This is a genomic window from Geminicoccus sp., from assembly GCF_035556675.1.
In the GTDB taxonomy this organism is placed as follows: Bacteria; Pseudomonadota; Alphaproteobacteria; order Geminicoccales; family Geminicoccaceae; genus Geminicoccus.
On record NZ_DATMFZ010000018.1, the window covers coordinates 1 to 3661 of the forward strand.

Here is a 3661-nt window from a genome sequence, read left to right on the forward strand (position 1 = left end):
CGGCCGGCCGCTGCCTTCCAACAGCGCCACCGCCTCTCGCTTGAACTCCGGCGTGAACTCCCGTCGCGTCTTCGCCATCAGATCACCTTCCTCGCCCTCAAGGAGCGTAGCAGAGGTGTCCGCCAAATCGGGGGAAGATCAGTATTGGTTGTCGCGGTCGGTCGTCAGCGCCTCGAACACCCACTCCCATACGCCAGCGTGGCACCAGCGGCTGAACCGGCGGTGCACCGTCTTCCACCGGCCATAGCGCTCCGGCAGGTCGCGCCAGTGCGCACCCGAGCGCAGCACCCACAAACATCCGTTCACGAACAAGCGGTTATCCGATCCAGTCCGCCCTGGATCACTCACCTTTCCAGGCAGCAGCGGTGCGATCCGCGCCCATTGCTCCTCGCTCAACTCGTCGTTTGACCGCCATCATCCGCTCCGCGCTTCAACACGAAGCTTGAATCAGCACTCGACCCGCTTGGGAATCTTGAATGTCGATCCGGCCTAGGCCTTGAGCCGCCAGCCTTTGCGGAAGACTCGGTAGGCCAGGTACCAGAGCACCACCACGGTCACCGTGAGGATCACGGCACCCAGTGCCGGTATGCCGTCGGCATGGCCGGTCATGGCATAGCGGATGCCGTCGATCATGTAGAAGAACGGGTTGGCCAGGGCCAGGAGGTGGAACGGCTCGGGCAGGGCGTGGATCGAGTAGAAGGTGCCGGACAGGAAGGACAGCGGGGTGATCACGTAGTTGGTGACCGCCGCCATCTGGTCGAACTTCTCCGCCCATAGCGCGCCCAGCAGACCGAGCAGCGAAAGCATCGCCGAGGCGGCGAGCACGCTGTGGACGAGGTAGAAGGGATGGGGCAGGTCGAGGCCGACGATCGGCACCATGGCCAGACCCACCACCAGGCCCACCAGCACGCCCCGGGTGATGCCGCCCGCCACCACGCCGAACACCAGCTCTCCCGGGCTCAGCGGCGGCATCAGATAATCGACGATGTTGCCCTGCACCTTGGCGATCAGGATGGCGCTGGACGTGTTGGCGAATGCGTTCTGCACGATCGCCATCATGATCAGGCCAGGTGCCAGGAAGTCGAGATAGGGCATGCCCGCCACGGTGCGGCCGGTGCCGCCCAACGCCATGGCGAAAATCGCCAGGAAGATCAAGGTGGTGACCAGCGGGGCCAGCAGGGTCTGGCCGAACACCTTCAGAAACCGGCGGACCTCCTTCAGGTAGAGGGTCCATAGTCCCACCAGATTCAAGTCGAACGGGGTGCCGAAGGTGCTGCCGTCCTTGGGCGTAACCTCCAGAAAGCGCCGGTCGATGCCGGCCTCCAGCCGCCCTGCCGAGGGTTCCGTCGCCATCGTGCATCCATGTCGTGTTCGGCCCCAACGCCCGGCTAGGCCGGGCCGCTGGCTTGTGCCACGGAACGCTCCGCCATGCACTCCCGCCGGTACCAATGCTCCAGAAGGCTAGCTGCATATCGACAGTCGTAGCGAGGATGACGCCATCTGTGGGCAGCCCCGGGCGGAATCGTCCGGCGCGTGGTATCGAGAGGGTAGCGGCCGGTGCGCATGACGGCGAGCAGGACGGGCCCAACTTGGCTTGGTGCCGCGCAGGGTTGCTCGAATGGATGGTGCCCGATGGTGAACGTGGCGACGGCACCTGAGCGGAGGGCATGACAGGCCAGTGCCCAGTCCACCTTGACGGGCCGGCGGTGCTGCGATCTGGCGCCGGTCGAGCCGCTGTCTGCGGCAGGTCGGCGCGCGAGCCGACGGCCAGGACCAGGCCGCCGTCGACATGGAGGTGAAACGGGGCAAGGCTAAGGATTGGGTGCCGGATGGTCCTGGACCTCATGGCGGAGAAGGATGCGCAACCGCTGTTCCTCAGCCTGCAGGAGGGGCAGGGTCCGACCTTCCTGGTGCGGCCGCGGATCTTGCACCTGGTTCAGCTGCAGGCTCCGCGACGATTTTCGCGCCGACTGGCTGCGATCGGCCGGATCTCGCCCGGGTTCGGCACGGACCGGACGCTCCCGTGGGCGGTGCAACGGTTCATATGACTCGCCATAGCCCGCGTTCCATGGGCCAGATCCAGTCAGTGTGGACGGCATGGCCCAGTCCGCGGGCAAAGCTGCACAACCTTCCGGATCGCCTGCTGGACATCCACTCTTCGGGAAACGGATCGATCGGCTCCTGCCGATCGATGAGTGTGTTGCAGCGTGGTGAGCACGCCCCTGACCGCCAGCCAACGGCGCGTGTGATCTGAGAATACCCGTTGGGTCTCCATCCCCGCCGGGCGCTGATCATTCGGCCAGTAGGCCAACCTGACCGGTCCTGCTACCACCGCGCTTGGCAGTCGGGAGACTGTCCTGAGAGCGGCTGAGTCGGAACGGCCGGCAGAGATCGCAGACCAGTCGCTTCCCAAGCTGTCCAACGGACCGCTAGCCGCCCGCCGCCGGCAGGCTGATCCGGTCGCATGTTGGCCCCCGTCCGGCATCGGGCGCCGGATGCCGTGTCCAGCGGCAGAAATTGCTGGTCCTGCCCGTACCGGCAGAACCCCTCACCCCTCGGGTGGGCGATGCGATCCGGTTCGGCTGCCAAAGATCACCGGCCCATCGTCAGCCACCTGGCACTGTTCGGTGCCTTCCTCGCAGCCATTCCCGTCGGGACGGAGACGCAGCCGGCGCAGCCGCACCAACCTTACTGACTGTCGGCAAAGTCGCTGAGATGGCCAGTTCGCGGGTTAATCAGGCATGTCGTCGCTGGAGAGCGCTATGCCTGATCGACCCTACCCTTCCGATCTGAATGACGCAGAATGGGTGGCGCTGGAGCCGCTTCTTCCGCCACCTTGTCGGCTCGGGCGCCCGCCGAAGTGGCCGCGGCGGGTCATGGCGGAGGCGATCTTCTATCTGGTTCGCTCCGGCTGCGCGTGGCGTATGCTGCCGCGCCACTTTCCTCCATCGCGCAGCGATCCCACGGAGTGATGTCGGCAGAGCCGACAGGGCCGACCGTGCACTCGCAGCTTACCCGCTGGCGCAAGGACGGCACGCTTCAGCGGATGCACGACCGGTTGCGTGAGCATGCGCGGGAGAAGGACGGCCGAGATCGGGAGCCTTCCGCTGCCGTGATCGATGCGCAAAACAGCACGGACAACGGGCGCGGGCGGACCTGACCGAGGCTTCGATGCCGCCAAGAAGACGTTCGGGCGCAAGCGACACATCCTGGTGGATGTGTCGGGCCTGATCCTCCTGGCGCACATCCACGCCGCCAGCCTGCACGACACGGTTGGCGCACAGCAGATGATCGAGACGGCGCCCATAACGGCCTTGCCACGGTTGGAACTGGTCTGGTCAGACGGTGCCTATGCCGGACCATTCGCAACGTGGCTGGAGAAGGAGCGCGGCTGGCGCATGGAGGTCCCCTTCCACCGTCAGCGTCAGGCATGGCGCTATGGACTGGCGGAACGGCCGGCAGGCTGCCACGTCCTGCCGCGCCGCCTCCGCGGTCTGCTGACCGCGGTCCCTTCGGGAAGCGGATCATCCGTCTGCTGACGGATGATGGATCGTTGAGCGGACCTTCGCTTGGCTCTCCCGTTCCCGTCGCCTTGCCCGGGACCATGAGCGGCTGCCCGAAACCGGCGTGGCGGTGATCCATGCGGCCATGAGCCGGTTCA

At 66.0% G+C, this 3661-nt stretch carries 5 protein-coding genes and 1 pseudogene; 4 read left to right on the forward strand and 2 right to left on the reverse strand.

Annotation, left to right across the window (positions count from 1 at the left end):
- Positions 1 to 141: 141 nt before the first annotated feature.
- A pseudogene (locus VNS22_RS01265) lies at positions 142 to 396 on the reverse strand (transposase); the annotation flags it as partial.
- A 93-nt stretch (positions 397 to 489) separates the two neighbouring features.
- A complete protein-coding gene (locus VNS22_RS01270) occupies positions 490 to 1353 on the reverse strand; it encodes an ABC transporter permease (RefSeq protein ID WP_325728797.1) in 864 nt (287 codons plus the stop codon).
- A 476-nt stretch (positions 1354 to 1829) separates the two neighbouring features.
- On the opposite strand from VNS22_RS01270, the gene VNS22_RS01275 reads away from it, so the two are divergent.
- The 4 genes from VNS22_RS01275 to VNS22_RS01285 all read left to right on the forward strand — a co-directional run.
- Complete coding sequence (locus VNS22_RS01275; protein WP_325728799.1) at positions 1830 to 2048, forward strand: hypothetical protein; 219 nt, start codon at positions 1830 to 1832, stop codon at positions 2046 to 2048.
- A 714-nt stretch (positions 2049 to 2762) separates the two neighbouring features.
- Positions 2763 to 2972 carry a transposase gene (locus tag VNS22_RS28470; protein ID WP_414653287.1) on the forward strand — a complete coding sequence of 70 codons (210 nt, stop codon included), beginning with the start codon at positions 2763 to 2765 and terminating at the stop codon, positions 2970 to 2972.
- 147 nt (positions 2973 to 3119) lie between these two features.
- Entirely contained in the window at positions 3120 to 3539 is a 420-nt protein-coding gene (locus tag VNS22_RS01280) for a transposase (RefSeq protein ID WP_325728801.1), read from the forward strand.
- Positions 3540 to 3549: 10 nt separating this feature from the next.
- Positions 3550 to 3661: transposase (locus VNS22_RS01285; protein ID WP_414653288.1), on the forward strand; the 112-nt coding region annotated here is incomplete at its 3' end.

Coding starts and splice junctions, on each gene's coding strand:
- VNS22_RS01280 (WP_325728801.1), top strand. CDS start 3,120: ATGCGCAAAACAGCACGGACAACGGGCGCGGGCGGACCTGACCGAGGC.
- VNS22_RS01275 (WP_325728799.1), top strand. CDS start 1,830: ATGGTCCTGGACCTCATGGCGGAGAAGGATGCGCAACCGCTGTTCCTC.
- VNS22_RS28470 (WP_414653287.1), top strand. CDS start 2,763: ATGCCTGATCGACCCTACCCTTCCGATCTGAATGACGCAGAATGGGTG.
- VNS22_RS01270 (WP_325728797.1), bottom strand. CDS start 1,353: ATGGCGACGGAACCCTCGGCAGGGCGGCTGGAGGCCGGCATCGACCGG.